The sequence below is a fragment of the Roseicyclus persicicus genome, assembly GCF_012395815.1.
Classification (GTDB): Bacteria; Pseudomonadota; Alphaproteobacteria; order Rhodobacterales; family Rhodobacteraceae; genus Roseicyclus; species Roseicyclus persicicus.
The window spans coordinates 420,963-436,237 of record NZ_JAAZQQ010000003.1 but is presented as its reverse complement, the minus strand read 5'-3'; the positions used below and the strand labels follow the sequence as shown (position 1 = coordinate 436,237).

General features: G+C 68.0%; 14 protein-coding genes. 5 read left to right on the top strand and 9 right to left on the bottom strand.

Annotated elements, in window-relative coordinates:
* Positions 1 to 115: 115 nt before the first annotated feature.
* From HCU73_RS11945 to epmA, 3 genes are all read right to left on the bottom strand, one after another.
* A complete protein-coding gene (locus HCU73_RS11945) occupies positions 116 to 1,057 on the bottom strand; it encodes a 5'-methylthioadenosine/S-adenosylhomocysteine nucleosidase (RefSeq protein ID WP_168623677.1) in 942 nt (313 codons plus the stop codon).
* 517 nt (positions 1,058 to 1,574) lie between these two features.
* Complete coding sequence (pncB, locus tag HCU73_RS11940; RefSeq protein WP_168623676.1) at positions 1,575 to 2,867, bottom strand: nicotinate phosphoribosyltransferase; 1,293 nt, start codon at positions 2,865 to 2,867, stop codon at positions 1,575 to 1,577.
* 55 nt (positions 2,868 to 2,922) lie between these two features.
* Positions 2,923 to 3,930, bottom strand: coding sequence for an EF-P lysine aminoacylase EpmA (gene epmA / locus HCU73_RS11935; RefSeq protein WP_168623675.1), 1,008 nt, complete (start codon positions 3,928 to 3,930; stop codon positions 2,923 to 2,925).
* Positions 3,931 to 4,018: 88 nt separating this feature from the next.
* Here epmA and efp point away from each other — a divergent pair, with 88 nt between their 5' ends.
* The 3 genes from efp (at position 4,019) to HCU73_RS11920 (ending at position 7,040) form a co-directional block, all read left to right on the top strand.
* Entirely contained in the window at positions 4,019 to 4,585 is a 567-nt protein-coding gene (efp, locus tag HCU73_RS11930; RefSeq protein ID WP_168623674.1) for an elongation factor P, read from the top strand.
* A 10-nt stretch (positions 4,586 to 4,595) separates the two neighbouring features.
* Positions 4,596 to 5,804, top strand: coding sequence for a THUMP domain-containing class I SAM-dependent RNA methyltransferase (locus tag HCU73_RS11925; protein ID WP_168623673.1), 1,209 nt, complete (start codon positions 4,596 to 4,598; stop codon positions 5,802 to 5,804).
* 198 nt (positions 5,805 to 6,002) lie between these two features.
* Positions 6,003 to 7,040, top strand: coding sequence for a YeeE/YedE family protein (locus HCU73_RS11920; RefSeq protein WP_168623672.1), 1,038 nt, complete (start codon positions 6,003 to 6,005; stop codon positions 7,038 to 7,040).
* A 7-nt stretch (positions 7,041 to 7,047) separates the two neighbouring features.
* On the opposite strand, the gene HCU73_RS11915 is transcribed toward HCU73_RS11920, so the two are convergent.
* Positions 7,048 to 7,800, bottom strand: a complete 753-nt coding sequence (locus HCU73_RS11915) for a DUF6782 family putative metallopeptidase (protein ID WP_168623671.1) — start codon at positions 7,798 to 7,800, stop codon at positions 7,048 to 7,050.
* A complete protein-coding gene (gene pncA, locus HCU73_RS11910) occupies positions 7,793 to 8,398 on the bottom strand; it encodes a bifunctional nicotinamidase/pyrazinamidase (protein ID WP_168623670.1) in 606 nt (201 codons plus the stop codon). Before pncA ends, HCU73_RS11915 begins: the two co-directional genes overlap by 8 nt.
* A gap of 83 nt (positions 8,399 to 8,481) precedes the next feature.
* Between pncA and trhO the strand changes: the two genes are divergently transcribed.
* The gene (gene trhO / locus HCU73_RS11905; protein WP_168623669.1) at positions 8,482 to 9,402 is read left to right on the top strand and encodes an oxygen-dependent tRNA uridine(34) hydroxylase TrhO; all 921 of its coding nucleotides are present in this window, start codon (positions 8,482 to 8,484) and stop codon (positions 9,400 to 9,402) included.
* Positions 9,403 to 9,461: 59 nt separating this feature from the next.
* On the opposite strand, the gene HCU73_RS11900 is transcribed toward trhO, so the two are convergent.
* Positions 9,462 to 10,793, bottom strand: a complete 1,332-nt coding sequence (locus tag HCU73_RS11900; protein WP_168623668.1) for an ammonium transporter — start codon at positions 10,791 to 10,793, stop codon at positions 9,462 to 9,464.
* Between the two features lie 32 nt (positions 10,794 to 10,825).
* Positions 10,826 to 11,164, bottom strand: coding sequence for a P-II family nitrogen regulator (locus HCU73_RS11895; protein ID WP_168623667.1), 339 nt, complete (start codon positions 11,162 to 11,164; stop codon positions 10,826 to 10,828).
* 270 nt (positions 11,165 to 11,434) lie between these two features.
* On the opposite strand from HCU73_RS11895, the gene HCU73_RS11890 reads away from it, so the two are divergent.
* Entirely contained in the window at positions 11,435 to 13,702 is a 2,268-nt protein-coding gene (locus HCU73_RS11890) for a transglycosylase domain-containing protein (RefSeq protein ID WP_168623666.1), read from the top strand.
* 51 nt (positions 13,703 to 13,753) lie between these two features.
* Here HCU73_RS11890 and HCU73_RS11885 read toward each other — a convergent pair whose 3' ends face one another.
* Entirely contained in the window at positions 13,754 to 14,338 is a 585-nt protein-coding gene (locus HCU73_RS11885; protein ID WP_338052092.1) for a Hint domain-containing protein, read from the bottom strand.
* 581 nt (positions 14,339 to 14,919) lie between these two features.
* Positions 14,920 to 15,240 carry a thioredoxin gene (gene trxA / locus HCU73_RS11880; RefSeq protein ID WP_168623664.1) on the bottom strand — a complete coding sequence of 107 codons (321 nt, stop codon included), beginning with the start codon at positions 15,238 to 15,240 and terminating at the stop codon, positions 14,920 to 14,922.
* Between the last annotated feature and the right edge of the window lie 35 nt (positions 15,241 to 15,275).

Below are 15,275 nucleotides of genomic sequence, written 5' to 3'. Positions count from 1 at the left end.
CCAACAAGCCTGATCCGCAGGTCAATTGAACGCCGGATAAAGGTCAAGAAGTTGCAGGGAGAAGTGGAAGAGTTTGGAGGGTGGTTTTTTCGTCAATCGGGGGCGATGAGCAGAATTACCCACCTGACTGTTTCTGGACAGTTATATCTTCGAAGTTTATTCCCCTCACAATTCTAATTGCTACCAAAGCCGCATTTCGCAGAGCCATATGTCTGAATCGTTCTCCATCAATGGCGTCACATTCTTCCTTATAGCCAACGTAGTCTGACACACCTCGTACCACAAATCCTGCCAAAATTCCATTTACTTTTCTAAGCTCCCGCACCGCTGATACAAACCCAAATGACTCCATATCAACGACAACCGCTCCATTGAGTTCATTCTTTCCCTTGAGGAATGATCTATACACGGCGCTGTTAAAAACCATTTCCCATGAGAAAATGTCTTCCTCCCTAATGAGCTGGGCGCGTCGCTCTACTCGAAGATCTTCAACATCCATCAATTCTTGTGGAAGGTCTTCACTTTCCAACTCATCTGAGATTTCGTCTCTAGGCAAAGCTGTCAGAAGCTGCAAAGCCGAGTCATCAATGCCAATGTCTTTTCTTTTGGGCCTTAAACTGATCGTTCGATCAGCTAAGAACTCTATGCAGTCATCAAAACCTTTTTCTCTAGCGGAGTCACGCTCAGCCCCTTTGAGGTCCGATATTTTGTCATGCTTGTAATTGTACACCTTCGTTGGAATGACAACGTCTCCAAGCCTTGCCTTCTTTGGCTCGAGGCTTCCAGCAATCCCACAGAAAACCATAACAGATGGAACAAATAGATTGTAAAAATATGCAGTTCGAATCGCTGAATGAACATTTCCCATATCGCCGCAATTGACGATACCAACGATTGCCTCCCCCCTTGGCCCGGTTGAAGGGATGCGGTAAACCTCAAAGGAGAAACTAGTGTTTGGCTCAGCCCTAATGCGCGTCGCCTCCCCAGTTTGACGAAGGACCTTTGAAATTTCGGAAACTTCTTGGTTCCGAGCGCATACAATGAGGGCGTCGATCACTTCAAAAGCCGTTCTTAAATGTCCATCCGAAAAAATGCGCGCGAGCCACCTTGAAGTAGTTTAGCCGCATCTTTAGGTATTCTGAATTCTCAATTCTTTGCCTGCAGGAAATCGCACGATCCCGCGAAAAATCATTGAGTTCGAAGAATAACTCAAAACATCCCCTCCTCATGCCAACAAGACGAAAGTCTTCTCGACAAACCTCAATGAGTGTAGTTTCCAGTCCGCAGAGCAGATTCAGCCGCGAACGTGAAGGCTCTTCAAGCAGATATACGATGAAGCTAGTATTATACGGCAGGGACCCAGAGCTTGATTTTTCAGAGAGTCCATTTATGAGTTTTGACGCTCGATGGGCTAGCCCACCTCGCATCTTAAAGATTGGTGCTTCTGAAACCATCACTTAATTTCCGAAAAACGCCTATTAATGATTTAGCATGATCTGATTCGCATGTCAAAAAAGAGTTATCCCCAATGTCAATGCAGATTCAGTAGACAACAGACCTGTTGCGCGCAAGCCTCACACCACCACCTCCAACCTCTCCTGCTCCCCCACCCCGAACACCCGCTTGTACCGAGCGATCTCCGACGCGGGCCCCATCGCCTTCTCGGGGTTGTCCGACAGCTTGACCGTCGGGCGGCCCTCGGCCGCGACAGCCTTGCAGACGAGGGAAAACGGGGCAAGCGCGTCGTCCGCGACCAGCCCGCGGAAGTCGTTGGTCAGGAGCGTCCCCCAGCCGAAGCCCACCCGGACGCGGCCCGAGAAGCGGGCGTGCAGCGCCTCGATCACGTCCACGTCCAGCCCGTCGGAGAAGATCACCAGCTTTTCCCGCGGGTCCTCGCCGCGGGACTGCCACCAGCGGATCGCGGTCTCGGCCCCCGCGAAGGGGTCGCCCGAGTCGATGCGGATGCCGGTCCATTGCGTCAGCCAGTCGGGGGCGCGGGACAGGAAGCCCTCGGTCCCGTAGGTGTCGGGCAGGATGATGCGGAGGTTGCCGGAGTGTTCCTCGTGCCAGTCCGACAGCACGTCGTAGGGGGCACGGGCCAGCGCGTCGTCGGTCTCGGCCAGGGCGGCGTAGACCATGGGCAGTTCATGGGCGTTGGTGCCGATGGCCTCGAGGTCGCGGTTCTTGGCGATGAGGCAGTTGGAGGTGCCGGTGAAGGCGGGGCCCAGCCCCTCCTGCATGGCCTGCACGCACCAGTCCTGCCAGAGGAAGGAATGGCGGCGGCGGGTGCCGAAATCGGCGATGCGGAGGCCGTCGATCCGTTGCAGGCGTTCCACCTTTTCCCAGACGCGGGTCATGGCGCGGGCATAGAGGACCTGCAGCTCGAACCGCCCCATGTGGCGCAGCACGGCGCGGGAGCGGAGTTCCATCAGCACCGCGAGGGCGGGGATTTCCCACAGCATGACCTCGGGCCACTTGCCCTCGAAGGTGAGCTCGTATTGGTCGCCGACGCGGTCGAGGTGGTAGGGCGGCAGCTGCAGGTTCTCGAACCACTCCATGAAGTCGGGGCGGAACATCTGGCGCTTGCCGTAAAAGGTGTTGCCGCGGAGCCAGGTGGATTCCCCGCGGGTCAGCCGCAGGGTGCGGATGTGGTCGAGCTGTTCGCGCAGCTCGCCCTCGTCGATCAGCCGTGCCAGCGGCACGCGGGTGGTCCGGTTGATGAGCGAGAAGGTGACGGTGGTGGTGGGCCGGTTGCGGAACACCGACTGGCACATCAGGAGCTTGTAGAAATCGGTGTCGATGAGGGAGCGGACGATCGGGTCGATCTTCCACTTGTGGTTGTAGACACGGGTGGCGATGTCGACCATCGGCTCCTCCGGGCGTTTCGTTGCGCGAGGTTAGAGCAAGGGGGGCGGCGCTTGTCTAGGCGGGGGGTGTCCACTGCACGTCGGACAGGCGGGGCGCGTGGGTGGCCAGCATGACCAGCCGGTCGAGGCCCAGCGCGCAGCCGGCGGCGGGGGGCATGTGGGGCAGCGCCGCGAGGAGGTCTTCGTCGAGGGGGTAGCGGGTGCCGTAGAGGCGTTCCTTCAGGTCCATGTCGGCGGTGAAGCGGGCGCGCTGTTCGGTGGCATCGATCAGTTCCCCGAAGGCGTTGGCCAGTTCGACGCCGCAGGCGAAGAGCTCGAACCGTTCGGCGGTGCGGGGGTCGGCCGGGGAGCGGCGGGCGAGCGCGGCCTCGGGGGCGGGGTAGGCGTCGAGGATGACGGGGCCGGGGCCGAGGTTCGGCTCGATGCGGGCGGTCAGCAGGCGGGAGAACAGGTCGGACCAGCTGTCGTCCGCGCCCGGGGGGATGCCGATGGCGCTGAGTTGCGCGGCCAGCGCGGCGGGGTCGTCGAGGGTGGCGAGCAGGTCGACACCGTGGCGCAGTGCCTCGGCCTGCAAGGTGGTGCGGCGGGGCGGGGCGAAGGGGTCGCAGGTCACGTCGCGGTGGCGCAGCTCGGTGGTGCCGGCGGCCTCGGCGGCGAGGCGCAGGAGCGCGGCGCAGTCGTCCATCAGGGTCTCGTAGGACGCGTCGGCGCGGTACCATTCGAGCATGGTGAACTCGACCGCGTGGCGCGGCCCGCCCTCGCGGTTCCGCCAGACGCGGGAGAGGGTGAAGATGCGGGTCTCGCCGGCGGCCAGCAGCTTCTTCATCGCGAACTCGGGCGAGGTGTGGAGGTAGCGGGTGCGCGGCGTCAGCGCCTCGTCCAGCGCCACGGTCTCGAAGGCGTGGAGGTGGGTCTCGTTGCCGGGGGACACGACAAGGTAGGCCGGATCGACCTCGACAAAGCCCTGATCCGCGAACCAGCGCTGGATCGCGGCGACGATGCGGTTCCGCGCCATGAGCACCGGGCGGCGGTCGGCGTGGGTGTCACGATCCCACCATGTCATGGCTGGCCCTTTCGCGGCGGATGCGGTAACGGCTGCCTCTAACGCGGGGCGTGCGCGCCCTCAAGCGACGTCAATTCTGGAGGCTTTCATGAAGGTCATCGCGTCCCAGCTGCGCAAGGGCAATGTCGTCGACATCGACGGCATTCTCTACGTCATCCTCAAGGCCGAGAACTTCCACCCCGGCAAGGGCACGCCCGTGACCCAGGTGGACATGCGCCGGATCGACAACGGCACCAAGGTCAGCGAGCGCTGGAAGACGACCGACGGCGTCGAGCGCGCGCATGTGGAGGAGAAGGCCTATACCTTCCTCTACGCCGACGGCGAGGGCTACCACTTCATGGAGCCCGAGAGCTACGAGCAGGTGGCCGTGACCGAGGACGTGGTGGGCGACAACAAGGTCTGGCTGCAGGACGGCATGTCGGTCTACCTGTCGATCCACAACGAGGTCGCCATCGCCATCGAGATCCCGCAGAAGGTGACGGTCGAGATCATGGAGACCGAGCCGGTGGTGAAGGGGCAGACGGCCTCGTCGTCCTACAAGCCGGCGATGGCCGACAACGGCGTGCGCGTGATGGTGCCGCCGCATATCGGCGTGGGCACCCGCGTGGTGGTGAACACCGAGGATGCCTCCTACGTCGAGCGGGCCAAGGACTGAGGGCTGACCCATGGCCGATGACGCGCCCGGCCCGGTGACGGCGCCGGGCGTTCTGTTTCTGGTGGCGGTGCCGGGGCTGGAGGGCGCGCTGGCGGCCGAGGCGGCGCGGGCGGGATTTTCCAGCGTGCGCGAGGTGCCGGGCGGCGTCGAGGTCGCGGGCGGTCTGGCCGAGGCGGTGCGGGCGAACGTGACCCTGCGCTGCGCGGTCAGGGTGCTGTGGCGGGTCGCGGCGTTCCGGGCGATGCACCTGGCGCAGCTGGACAAGCGGGCGCGCAAGGTGGCGTGGCGCGACTGGCTGGTGCCGGGGGTGCCGGTGAAGGTCGAGGCGGTGTGCCGGGCCTCGAAGATCTACCACCACAAGGCGGCGGCGGAGCGGATCGCGGGGGCGCTGGAGGCCGCGGGGATCCCGGTGGCGGCGGAGGCGGCGGTCGCGGTGAAGGTGCGGATCGAGGATGATCTGTGCACGGTGTCGCTGGATACGACGGGCGAAGCGCTGCACCGGCGGGGGCACAAGACCTTCGTCGGCAAGGCGCCGCTGCGCGAGACGATGGCGGCGGCCTTCCTGTGGGACATGGGGTTCGACGGGTCGCAGTGCGTGGTCGACCCGATGTGTGGCTCAGGGACGATCCCGCTGGAGGCGGCCGAGATCGCGGCGGGGCTGGTGCCCGGGCGGTCGCGGGGGTTTGCGTTCGAGGCGATGGTGGGCGGTGCCGGGGATGCCGGGGATGCCGGGCTGAAGCCCGGCCTACGGCGGTTGGGGGGCGGTGGTTCGGGTGGCGCGGGCGGGAGCGAGGGGCCCTGCCCCTCGCGCTCCCCGGAGTATTTGGAAAACAAAGATGAGGGGGCGCGGTTTTTCGGGTTCGACCGGGACGACGGGGCGATCCGGGGGGCGCGCGGCAATGCGGAGCGGGCCGGCGTGGCGGGCCTGTGCCGGTTCGAGCGGCAGGCGGTGAGCGATCTGGTGCCGCCAGAGGGGGTCGCGCCCGGGATCGTGCTGACCAACCCGCCCTACGGGGCGCGGATCGGGGACCGGAAACTGCTGTTCGGGCTGTATGGCGCGCTGGGGCGGGTGCTGGCCGAGCGGTTTTCCGGCTGGCAGGTCGGGATCGTGACGAGCGACCGCGGGCTGGCGCAGGCGACCGGGCTGTCGCTGGAGCCGGTCGGGCCGGTGGACCATTCCGGCACCAAGGTCTGGCTCTGGCGCGGGCGGGTCGGGTGAGACCTGCGAAATAGGGACCAGCGTCGCGACGGCGGGACGGTCGGACCGGCTTCGTCATGGCGCGGACTGCGTTTTGGAACGGGCGTTTTTCCAGGTGGACTTGCGCAGAACGGGCAGACCGGCGGCCGGGCTTGCACCCCGGCGCGGACTGCCCTAGCTCCCGCGCGTTGGGGTCACGGGGGCCCCGGAGGGTGCATCATGTTCGAGACGCTGGGCCTTGAGATCACGCCGCGGGCGGCGTCGCTTTGGCTGGGTCTGATCCTGGGGGTCGGGTTCGGCGCGCTGGCGATGCTGACGCGGTTCTGCCTGCGGCGCGCGCTGGTCGGGCCCGAGGCCGAGCGGGCGAGCGCCCGGGGCGTCTGGGCGATGGCGCTGGCCGTGGCGGTGATCGGCACGCAGGCGGCGGTGTCCCTTGGCTACGTATCTTTCGAGGCGCACCGGTTCACCGTCGAGGCGGTGCCGGTGCTGGGTATCGTCGCGGGCGGGCTGATGTTCGGGCTGGGCACGGTGCTGGCGCGGGGCTGCCTGTCGCGGCTGACGGTGCTGTCGGCCTCGGGCAACCTGCGGGCGCTGGTGGCGATCCTGGTGGCCGCGGTGGCGGCGCAGGCGACGCTGCAGGGCGCGCTGGCGCCCATCCGCGTGGCGCTCGGGTCGGTGACGGTGCCGCTGGGCGCGCTGCCGGGGGCGCCGGTGCTGTGGGCCGCGGTGATCGCGGGCGCGGCGCTGCTGGTGGTGCTGCGGTCGCGGGCGTCGCTGGGGCTGATCCTCGGGGGGGCGGCGATCGGGGCGCTGGTGCCGCTGGCCTGGGTCGGGACGGGCTTCGTCCTTTACGATGAATTTGACCCCATCGCGCTGGAGGGGCTGGCCTTTACCGGGCCCTTCGCCGAAGCGCTGTTCTGGGGCGTGGCCGCGCAGGTGACGACGCCGGGCTTCGGCGCCGGGCTGATCGGCGGCGTGCTGGCCGGCGCGCTGGTCGCGGCCGTGCTGTCGCGGCGGTTCCGGTGGGAGAGCTTCGACAGCGCCGCGCAGATGGGCCGGAGCCTGTCGGGCGCGGCCCTGATGGGCGTGGGCGGCGTGCTGGCCGGTGGCTGCACCGTGGGCGCGGGGCTGGCCGGGCTGCCGACGCTGGGCGTCGCGGCGATCATCGCCTTCGCGGCCGTGGTGGCGGGCATCCTGGGCGCCGACGCGGTGCTGTCGCGGACAGGCCAGGGCCGGCGGGTGGTGCCGGCGGAGTGAGCCGGGCTCAATCCAGCGGCGGCTCCGCGCAGGGGTAGCCGCTGCCGTCGGGCAGCACGCAGAGCCGGGCGAAATAGGCGCCGCCGATGCCGCCGTATTGCGGCAGGAGGCGGGTCCGGTCCTGTTCGTCGAGGTAGGTGCTGCAGCCGGCGATGTAGTAGTCGCGCAGCCGTTCGGCGTTGGCATACCAGCTTGTGAAGGCCGCGGCGCCGGCGTCGGGCAGGCCGGCGCCGGCCTCCATCTGCGCGGCGAAGGCGTCGGTCATCGCGGCATAGCGCGGCAGGGCGGCCAGCGCGTCCCACGGGGCGGGGTCGCCGCCGGCGCGCAGGTCCCAGGCGATGATCAGGCTGATGGTGGCGGCGTCGGCCTCGAGCGCCCAGGTGGCGCGGGCATAGGCCTGCATGGCAAGCGACAGGTCGGGGCAGACGCCGCGGGCGAACTGGTCGACGTGGCGCAGCTCGTGGAACAGGACGGCGCGCTGCAGGCCGGGGTCGAGGGCGGCGTCGACGACGACGCGGTTGGCGGCCGGCTCGAAATAGCCCATCGCGCCGAACACCCCGTCGACGCGGCAGAGATCGGGGCCGACCTGGCGCAGGGCGGCGTCGAGGGACGGGTAGCGGGCCAGCGTGGCGAGAGCGGCGGACAGGACCGGGTCGTCGACCCCGGCGTAGGGCGGCGCGGCGCAGGTCTGGGCGGGCGCGGGCCCCGGGGCCAGCGCGAGGGCCGCGGCGGCGGCCACGAGCCTGAGAGGGTCAGGCAAGCGCAACGCCGGCGGCGGCCATGCCGTCCCGCGCGGCGGCCAGCGACCCGCCGAAGTCGATGGCGCGGCAGAGGTCCTGCCGCACCGTCACCTCGAAGCCGAGGCGGGCGGCGTCGACGGCGGAGTAGTTCACGCAGAAATCGGTGGCGAGGCCGACGAGGGTGAGGCGGGTCAGGCCGCGGGTCTTCAGGTAGCCCTCCAGCCCCGTGGGCGTGGTGCGGTCGTTCTCGAAGAAGGCCGAGTAGCTGTCGATGGCGCGGCGGAAGCCCTTGCGGATGACCAGGTCGGCGCGGGTCGTGTCGAGGTCGGGGTGGAAGGCGGCGCCGGGCGTGCCCTGCACGCAATGGTCGGGCCAGAGGACCTGCGGGCCGTAGGGCATCTCGGTCATGTCCATGGGCGCCTTGCCGGGGTGCTGGCTGGCGAAACTCAGGTGGTCGGCCGGGTGCCAGTCCTGCGTCAGGATCACGGCGGGGAACCCGGCCATCAGCGCGTTGATGCCCGGCACGATGGCGTCGCCGCCGGGCACGGCCAGCGCGCCGCCGGGGCAGAAATCGACCTGCACGTCGATGACGAGGAGGGCTTCGGTCGCGTCGCGCATGGGGGCCTCCGGCTGGGCTGCGTCGGGATCGGCCCCAGCCTACGGGTTGAGCGGCGGCGCGCAACGGCGTATCTGCCGCGGCCATGCTGACCGTCGCCGCGCTCTACCGCTTCACCAGTTTCCCCGACCCCGCCGCGCTGCGCGGGCCGCTCCTGGCGCTGTGCGAGGCGCGGGGGGTGAAGGGGACGCTGCTCTTGGCGACCGAGGGGATCAACGGCACCATAGCGGGGACGCGGGCGGGCGTGGACGCGGTGCTGGCGCATGTGCGGGCGTTGCCGGGCTGTGCCGGGCTGGAGGCCAAGGAGAGCACCGCCGCAACGATGCCCTTCGGCCGCATGAAGGTGCGGCTCAAGCGCGAGATCGTGACCATGGGTGTGCCGGGGACGGACCCGCGGGCGCTGGTGGGGACTTATGTGAAGCCCGCCGACTGGAACGCCCTGATCGCGGCGCCGGACGTGGCGGTGATCGACACGCGGAACGACTACGAGGTCGCCATCGGCACCTTCCGCGGCGCGGTGGACCCCGGCACGGAAAGCTTCCGCGATTTCCCGGCCTGGTGGGCGGCGAACAGGGACCGGTTCCACAACAAGCGCATCGCGATGTTCTGCACCGGCGGCATCCGCTGCGAAAAATCGACGGCCTTCCTCAAGGCGCAGGGGGTGGCGGAGGTCTACCACCTGCAGGGCGGCATCCTGAAATACCTGGAGGAGGTGCCGGAGGAGCGGAGCCTGTGGGACGGCGGCTGCTTCGTCTTCGACGAACGGGTGGCGGTGGGCCACGGCCTGACCCCCCTGCCCTACAGGCTCTGCCGGGCGTGCCGGCGGCCGCTGGACGAGGCGGACAAGGCGCGGCCCGAGTACGAGGAGGGCGTGCAGTGCCACCGCTGCGCGGGAGAGTATTCCGAGGACGACCGGGCGCGGTTCCGGGAACGGCAGCGGCAGGTGCGGCTGGCCGAGGCGCGGGGCGAACGGCACGTGGGGGCGGGCCCGCGGGACGAGGGCTGAGACGTGAAAAGGGGCGCCCGGAGGCGCCCCTTTCCCAGGATCCGTCGGGAGGAGACGGATCAGCCCTTGGTGAACTCGGGGTAGGCTTCCATGCCCATCTCGGCCACGTCGAGACCCTGAAGCTCGGCCTCTTCCGACACCCGGATGCCCATGACCGCCTTGAGGATCACCCACACGATCAGCGCACCGACGAAGGTGAAGGCGCCGTAGGCCGCGATGCCGACCAGCTGGGTGCCGAGGCTCGCGCCGTCGTTGTAGAACACGACCGCGATGGTGCCCCAGATGCCGGCGAACAGGTGCACCGGGATGGCGCCGACCACGTCGTCGATCTTGAGCTTGTCGAGGAACGGAACCGCGAAGACCACGATCACGCCACCGACGGCACCGATCCACAGCGCGCCGAACAGGGTCGGGGCCAGCGGCTCGGCGGTGATCGACACGAGGCCGGCCAGCGCGCCGTTCAGCACCATGGTCAGGTCGACCTTGCCGTAGAGCACCTGCGTCAGGATCAGCGCGGCGACGGAGCCGGCCGCGGCGGCCATGTTGGTGTTGGCGAAGATCCGCGACACGTCGGAGACGTCACCCACGGTGCCCATGGCCAGCTGCGAGCCGCCGTTGAAGCCGAACCAGCCCAGCCACAGGATGAAGGTGCCGAGGGTCGCCAGCGCCAGGTTCGAGCCCGGCATCGGGTTCACGCGGCCATCCTTGTACTTGCCCAGACGGGGGCCGAGGATGATGGCGCCGGCCAGAGCGGCCCAGCCGCCGACCGAGTGCACGATGGTCGAGCCGGCGAAGTCGGAGAAGCCCATCTCGGACAGCCAGCCGCCGCCCCACTGCCACGAGCCCGAGATCGGGTACATGACGCCGGTCAGGACGATGACGAAGATCAGGAACGGCCACAGCTTGATCCGCTCGGCCAGCGCGCCCGACACGATCGAGGCGGTGGCGGCGACGAACACCAGCTGGAAGAAGAAGTCCGAGCCGACCGACGCGTAGTCGAGCGCGGCATCCGCGGCGGCGACGCCAACCGGGTCAAGCACGGTCTGGTTGAAGAAGGGGCCGACCCAGCCCGCGACGATCCAGCCGTCGCCCGGGTACATCAGGTTGAAGCCGATGAGCCAGTACATGATCGCGGCGAAGGAGTAGAGCGCGATGTTCTTGGTCATCTGCATGGTGACGTTCTTGGAGCGGACGAGGCCGCCCTCGAGCATCGCGAAGCCGCAGGCCATGAAGAAGACGAGGAAACCCGCCATGCAGAACAGCAGGGTCGTCATGATGTAGGGGCCGATCTCGTCGAAGGTCGGCGCGGCGGCCGCCTCCTGCGCGAAGGCCAGGCCCGGCAGCGCGACCAGCGCGGCGGCGCCCAGGGCGGTGTACTTGAGAGAGTTCATCAGTCGGTTCTCCTTGGGGTTCCGGCCGTCGCTCAGAGCGCGTCGTCGTTGGTTTCGCCGGTGCGGACGCGCACGGCGCTTTCCACGTCCAGGACGAAGATCTTGCCGTCGCCGATCTTGTCGGTCTTGGCGGTGGTCTGGATGGTCTCGACCACCTGGTCGGCCATGCCGTCCGCGACCACGATCTCGAGCTTCACCTTGGGCACGAAGTTCACGGCATACTCCGCGCCGCGGTAGATTTCGGTGTGGCCGGACTGCGAGCCGAAGCCCTTGATCTCGGTCACCATCATGCCGCGCACGCCGATGGCGGTCAGGGCTTCCCGGACCTCCTCCAGCTTGAACGGCTTGATCGCTGCGATGATGAGTTTCACGTCTTATCCCTTCCGGTTGCTGTTCCGGTTCGTCCGCCCGACCCGATCCGCGGCGGACGACACGGGCCCAAAACAGGCGTCAAACCGGGCAGGAGCAATGAAAGCGGGCATCCGGGCCGCAACCGGGAGGCGAACTTGCATTATTTTTGCGCATTTTCGCCCCTGCGCTTATATTTTGGGCAAAGTAAAGATGCGGCGGCGCGGCGAAGAGGGTCCACAAGCGACTCGTTTTTGCCTATGTTTCGCCAAAAATGAGGCAGGACCCGCTCCATGAGCACTTCGGGAACCGGCCGCCGCGGCGCGCCCTCGGCGCCCCGCCTGGTGGCTGATCGCCGTTCCGGCGGCACGTCGTCGAAACAGCCCGCCCGCAGCCGCGGGACGGGATCGGGCGGGTCCGGTTCGGGCTCGGGCTCGGGCCGCCCGCCACGGCGCAGCCGCCGCACCAGCACGCCCCGGCCGCGGCCGCGGGGCCCGCTGGGCTGGATCGCGGCGTTCTTCCGGCTGATCGGGCGGATCGTCTGGGGCCTCGTGTGGCGGGGCACCGTCGCGGTGATGGTGCTGCTGGGCGCGGCCACGGCCTACTACTACGCGCAGCTGCCCGACCTCGCGGCGGTGGTCGACGCCCGTTACCGCGGGTCGGTGACCATGCTCGACCGCGACGGCAACGTCTTTGCCTGGCGCGGCGACCAGTTCGGGGGCGCGATCGACCCCGACACGGTCAGCCCCCACCTCGTCAACGCCATCGTGGCCACCGAGGACCGGCGCTTCTACCGGCATCTCGGCGTCAGCCCCCGCGGCATCCTCGGCGCGATCCGCATCAACCTGAGCGAGGGGCGCGGGCCGCTGGAGGGTCACGGCGGCTCGACCATCACGCAGCAGGTGGCCAAGCTGATGTGCCTGGGCGTGCCCTACGACCCCGAGGCCTGGGAGAGCGAGGCCGACTACGAGCAGGACTGCCGCCGCACCACGCTGTGGCGCAAGATCCAGGAGGTGCCCTTCGCCCTGGCGATGGAGCTGCGCTATTCCAAGGACGAGATCCTGTCGGTCTACATGAACCGCGCCTTCCTCGGCGCCGGCGCGCGCGGCTTCGAGGCGGCGGCGCAGCGCTACTTCGGCATCTCGTCGGCCGACCTGAACCCGCAGCAGGCGGCGATGCTGGCCGGCCTCCTCGTCGCGCCCAGCTACTACGCCCCCACCCGCAACCTCGAGCGCGCCCAGCGCCGGGCCGCCACCGTGCTGCGCCTGATGGAGGAGCAGGGCTACCTGACCGCGGCCGAGGCCGCCGCCGCGCAGGCCAACCCCGCCACCCTGTCCGACGCCGCACGGCAGGACCGCGGCGGCGCCTTCGCCGACTGGATCATGGCCTCGGGCCCCGATTTCCTGACCCGCGAGACCACCGAGGACGTCATCATCCGCACCACCTTCGACCCCGCGATGCAGGCGGCGGCCGAGGCGGCGGTGGCCGAGGTGTTCGAGACGCAGGTGCGCGCGGGGTCCGCGGCGCAGGCGGCGATCATCGTGATGTCGGCCGACGGCGCGGTGCGCGCCATGGTCGGGGGGCGCGACACCGAGGGGACGGGCCTGTTCAACCGCGCCACCCAGGCGATGCGGCAGACCGGGTCGAGCTTCAAGCCCTTCGTCTACGCCGCGGCGCTCGACCTCGGCTGGCGCTTCGACGACCTGGTCCTCGACGCGCCGCTGACCATCAACATCCCCGGCTCGGGGCCGTGGTCGCCCGAGAACTACACCGGCGAGTTCTACGGCGAGGTGACGCTGACCGAGGCGCTGCGGCAATCGCTGAACACCGCCGCCGTGCGCCTGTCCGAGGAGGTGGGCCGCGACGCGGTGCGCACGGTGGCCGCCCAGTTCGGCATCGAGAGCGACCTGGCCGCCGGACCGGCGCTGGCGCTGGGGGCGTCGGAATCGACCCTGATCGAGATGACGGGCGCCTATGCCGGCATCCTCAACGGCGGCTCGGCGGTGATGCCCTACGGCGTGCAGGAGCTGCGCATCCTCGGCGACAGCGCGCCCCTGTTCGAGCAGCGCAGCGGCATCCAGGAGCGGGTGATCTCGGAACAGGCGGCGCGGCAGCTGACCTACATGATGTCGGTCGCCGTGGCCCGCGGCACCGGCCAGCGCGCGCAGCTGCCCGACCGGCCGGTGGCGGGCAAGACCGGCACGACGAACAGCCAGCGCGACGCGTGGTTCATCGGCTTCACCGCCGATTACGTGGCCGGCGTGTGGATGGGCTACGACGACAACACGCCCCTGTCCGGCGTCACCGGCGGCGGCCTGCCCGCCGAGATCTGGCGCCAGACGATGCAGCGCATCCACGAGGATATCCCGCCGCGCCCCCTGCCGATGATCGACCCCGCCCTCGAGGGGCGGCCGGTGCCGCAGGTGGTGGAATACGGGCCCGGCGCGGGGGCCGGCGTCGGCGGCGAACCGCCCCCGCGCGGCACGCTGCTGGGCCCCGCCCCGGACGAGGCCGACCAGATCCTGATGCGGGTGCTGAACGGCCTGCTGGGGCGGAACTGACACGGAAAAGGCGCGCCCCCGGGGCGCGCCTTTCGTGTTCGGCGGTGCAGGTCAGGCCGCGGCTTCTCCGGCGAGCCTCTTGCGCAGGGCGGGCGCGACCAGCCGCGCCGTGCTGATACGGGGCAGCGGCATCTCGGTGATGATGCGATCCTCGCCATACAGGGCGATGTACTCGGCGTGGTTGTCGAAGCCTCGGCGGTCGGCGTAGTCGATGAAGGTCTCCGCCGCCGCGCCGTTGGCGAGGATCACGTCGTGGTCCTCGGTCTCGACGTGGTAGTAGGTCACGCGGTCGGGGACCGCCGAGAGCGGCTCCAGCGTGATCGTGGTGCCGTTGACCAGCGCGCCGGCATTGATGGCGAGGCCGTCGAGGATCAGCGCGTGATCGGCCGTCAGCACGAGATCGGTATGCGGCAGGCCCTCGCCCAGCGCACCCTTGGCGACGCGTACGGGGCAGGCACGTTCGCCGGCGAAGAGCTTGGCCACGGTCTGGTGGCCGATCCACTTGACCGGCACGGCGCGGCCGTCGGCAGTGGTGACCAGGTCGCCGATGTGGAGGGTTTCGACCGTGGTCTCGCCCGATGGCGTGCCAATGAACGTGCCGGGGGCGAAGCAGTAGGCGTAGGCGCTCTCTGACACAGTGGCCGAGGTGAGCACACTGGAATTGGATAGAACGAAGACAACGCTGGATTGTTGGATCAGAGGTTCACCTTCTGACGTTACGCCAATCAATACGCCTGGGGTTTGGTCGCTGCCGTTGACGGACCAAGCAATGGTCGAGCCGATGGGCGTTTGTCCATCGTCGGGAAGGTCCATCTCGGTAACGGTATAAGTGTTGTTTTGTTTGCCACTCAGAGTTCCGGTGCCCGGAACGAGACCACTGTAAAGATACAAGTATTGGTAGGTGGCTGTCGTCATTCTGTGTCACTCCCTTCACCGCCCTGAATCGGGCGCACTGATGATCTTATTGGGTGAGCCACAGTCGGAGACGGCGACCCGGAAGATGATCCGCCATCGTCGTGGGGCCGGAGAGTCCCACCGCGGGGCGTCCAGATACCAGGTCTCGGGCAGGGCCCGGCAGCTTCCCGGAATGCGGGCTTTGCCGTGCCGAAAAAACGCTAGGCGACGGAACGCCGAACGCAAAGCAAATTTCGCCTGCAGGTCGAAAATGAAAAGGCGCCCCACCGGGGGGCGCCTTCGATCTGGAAACTCAAACCGCTTCAGATCGCCTCGGCGATCCATTTCTGCAGGGCGGCCTTGGGGGCGGCGCCGATCTTGTTCGACACCACCTCGCCGTCCTTGAACAGGAACAGCGCGGGGATGCCGCGGACGCCCATCTGCATCGGCGACTGCGGGTTCTCGTCCACGTTGACCTTCACGATCTTGACGCGGCCGGCGTATTCCTCGGACAGCTCTTCCAGCGCGGGGCCGATCTGCTTGCAGGGGCCGCACCACTCGGCCCAGAAGTCCACGACCACGGGGATGTCGGACTTGCGCACCTCGGCGTCGAAGGTGGCGTCGGAAACGGAAACGGTTGCCATGGCGTCTGGCCCTCCTGGCGCATGAAATCGGACCC

Bases quoted from the DNA above. Each gene is read 5' to 3' on its own strand.
- pncB (WP_168623676.1), bottom strand. From the start codon at position 2,867: ATGGTCGACATCGCCACCCGTGTCTACAACCACAAGTGGAAGATCGAC.
- epmA (WP_168623675.1), bottom strand. From the start codon at position 3,930: ATGACATGGTGGGATCGTGACACCCACGCCGACCGCCGCCCGGTGCTC.
- efp (WP_168623674.1), top strand. From the start codon at position 4,019: ATGAAGGTCATCGCGTCCCAGCTGCGCAAGGGCAATGTCGTCGACATC.
- HCU73_RS11925 (WP_168623673.1), top strand. From the start codon at position 4,596: ATGGCCGATGACGCGCCCGGCCCGGTGACGGCGCCGGGCGTTCTGTTT.
- HCU73_RS11920 (WP_168623672.1), top strand. From the start codon at position 6,003: ATGTTCGAGACGCTGGGCCTTGAGATCACGCCGCGGGCGGCGTCGCTT.
- pncA (WP_168623670.1), bottom strand. From the start codon at position 8,398: ATGCGCGACGCGACCGAAGCCCTCCTCGTCATCGACGTGCAGGTCGAT.
- trhO (WP_168623669.1), top strand. From the start codon at position 8,482: ATGCTGACCGTCGCCGCGCTCTACCGCTTCACCAGTTTCCCCGACCCC.
- HCU73_RS11900 (WP_168623668.1), bottom strand. From the start codon at position 10,793: ATGAACTCTCTCAAGTACACCGCCCTGGGCGCCGCCGCGCTGGTCGCG.
- HCU73_RS11890 (WP_168623666.1), top strand. From the start codon at position 11,435: ATGAGCACTTCGGGAACCGGCCGCCGCGGCGCGCCCTCGGCGCCCCGC.
- trxA (WP_168623664.1), bottom strand. From the start codon at position 15,240: ATGGCAACCGTTTCCGTTTCCGACGCCACCTTCGACGCCGAGGTGCGC.